The sequence below is a fragment of the Segatella sinensis genome (assembly GCF_040095255.1).
Taxonomy (GTDB): domain Bacteria; phylum Bacteroidota; class Bacteroidia; order Bacteroidales; family Bacteroidaceae; genus Prevotella; species Prevotella sinensis.
Genome location: NZ_JBBNGE010000112.1, coordinates 1 through 2,410, shown reverse-complemented (window position 1 = coordinate 2,410; position 2,410 = coordinate 1). Strand labels below are relative to the sequence as shown.

Annotated in this window: 2 protein-coding genes; one reads left to right on the top strand and one right to left on the bottom strand. The window is 35.0% G+C overall.

Annotated features, from left to right (window positions below; translation table 11 throughout):
* Positions 1-473: 473 nt before the first annotated feature.
* Positions 474-1,088 carry a hypothetical protein gene (locus tag AAAT87_RS15245; protein WP_349226907.1) on the top strand — a complete coding sequence of 205 codons (615 nt, stop codon included), beginning with the start codon at positions 474-476 and terminating at the stop codon, positions 1,086-1,088.
* Between the two features lie 713 nt (positions 1,089-1,801).
* On the opposite strand, the gene AAAT87_RS15240 is transcribed toward AAAT87_RS15245, so the two are convergent.
* On the bottom strand, positions 1,802-2,410 hold a 609-nt coding region (locus AAAT87_RS15240), incomplete at its 5' end, for an IS66 family transposase (RefSeq protein ID WP_349226906.1).

Sequence of the window (2,410 nt, the reverse complement as noted above, 5' to 3'; positions counted from 1 at the left end):
AATAAGCCCCTCTGGCGCGCCGAAAGGCTGCATACTAGAGGGGCATTACTTATTTTAGGCAGTTTACTTTGTGCTTTAACACACATGCTAATATTAACTCAAACCAACAATCCAAACTTCTTATTGCCATAACCTTTCATATACTCATGCTTGAATATGTAAAGTAAGTCATCATTTAGACTGTTCTGATACACATTCTTACCATAATCAAAATCTACTAGTACCTAACAACCACCTAGTCCATTGAATACCTCATTGCTTCTTTCTTCTATTGTCTGATATTTCATAACCATAATATTTAAATGACACTACAAAATTAACACTATTTCATGATACTGAACAATTTATAAGAATAACATATTCTTACATTAAGTCAAATTAACATTTAAATTAAGATTAATTAACCCTGTAAAACTAAAATTCTGCTACTAAATTCATATATTTGTACTTGGTTTAATCAAAACAATTAAAATATGGCAAAATATACATTAGAGTTGACAATTAAGTATGCAACAGAGCTTACATTATCAGAATTAGATGAAGAGACAAAAGATAAATTGGAGTCATCAGAAGATTTCAATGATGAGGCTTATGATGTTTTTCATGATTCAGAATATGTAGCACAAGGAGTAGTGATGAATAATGATGCTCTCTATAATGCTGATACATTCTCACTTACAGTTAAAGATGAAGATGATAATGAAATCTGGTCTACAACTGATGTGTCTCAAATTAAAGAATATCCAGAATTGGATGAAAATGATGAAGAATTACCAATACAAAACTTCCATTACCATCCACTTCAAGAAGGTGACTATTTAGTAGAGAACAATATGATGAAATGGTGTACTATCACTTATTGGTTAGAGTTAAAAGATGGTGAAGAATTTGACCCATCCAAGTTAGGATTTTATCCTTCTTCACAATTCGACTACTATTTATGTGAAGATGATATACATTTGACAGAATTGGCTTATGACAATCATGTCATTGATGATAGAACATACGAATACAATGACAACTACAGTACAGATTACAAGATTATTCACTTTGATGGCGAATATTCTGATTCATATAGAGAAGATTAATAAACATCACTTACGTTCTGCTCAAGAACTAAGTTAACTTCAGTTGAACTGAAGCATGAAGTTCTAATACACATCGCATGGCTCTGTGCAAGAGACAAGCTAATGCACATAAAAAGAGGATGGCCAATTACTGACTATCCTCTTTTCTGTTTTTTATTCATGTTTTTCATTAACTTAGTTCTTGACCAGAACTTAAGTGATGGTCATTAACATGGTTGTCAATCTCTTCCCTTATTATAGTTCTCATGTCATTCTTCATCTCAGTTCCAAATTGACCTAAGTTACTTCTGAAATATAGTGTAATACCGAATACAGCAGAAGCGAAAGTAATACACAGCGTAACATACATCAGTACAGTGCTATGAACTAGGTGCAAAGTTAGGAATGAGATGAATGTTAGGACCACACATGATATCAGCATACCAATAGCAGAACCATAATGCATCCAATCTTTAATCTCTTGGCTCATTTAAGTTTGTATAGAATATTTTATTAAAAATCGATTGGTACAATCGATTTTTGGTGTCAAATTTAAAAATTTGGCTTAGAAATTGACTGGCTAGCCAGTCAATTTCTATATTTCAAACCAAATGTTGCTCATTTTTTCATATACATACTTTCTTACCTCATTTTTGTTAAGATATATAGAATTATTAACATCTCTAGCAGTACTGGTAACTACTCAGCACCCCCTATGGGCATGAGTAATCGTCTTACTGTTGTACTACAGCAAGAATTGCATTGAATTTCGAATTTCCGTTCTTCATAGCAGTTTCAGCGATGGAGTGCAGCTTGGCAAAATCATCGGCACCGCCGTCTGTTCGGAAGCAACCACTGACTTTCTGTTTTATCTTGATTTTCCTAACTCCCCGCTCACTGGCATTGTTATCGTATGGCACACTTGGATTGGAGAGAAAGGTGAACAGGTAGTCTTTGACCTTAAGGATACCTCTCTTGAATTTCTCAAACTCGTTATCTAAATGCGTGAGGCTTTCACCCAAGAGGTTCTTCATCTTAGTCTTCAGTACTTTTATCTTTCTAGAGGTAATGTTGCCCTCTCTTCTGAGATTTATAGAGTGTTCTATCAGTTGGATGAATCTCCGTGACCAGTCCTGGTTTGAATCCAATTCGTTCAGATACTCTGCATTCCTAAGGAGATGAGCCAGACAGACCTGATGGTCCTTAACATTCATCCTGAAGTAGCTCTGATGTCTGTCAGTCACAAGTGTCGAATAGGGAAGTCCCTTTGGAAACTTGGAATCTATGGCCTTCTGACCTCGCGATTCTGACTGGAACACGTATGTAAGCAGGTCGTTCTGGAA

Bases quoted from the DNA above. Each gene is read 5' to 3' on its own strand.
- AAAT87_RS15245 (WP_349226907.1), top strand. From the start codon at position 474: ATGGCAAAATATACATTAGAGTTGACAATTAAGTATGCAACAGAGCTT.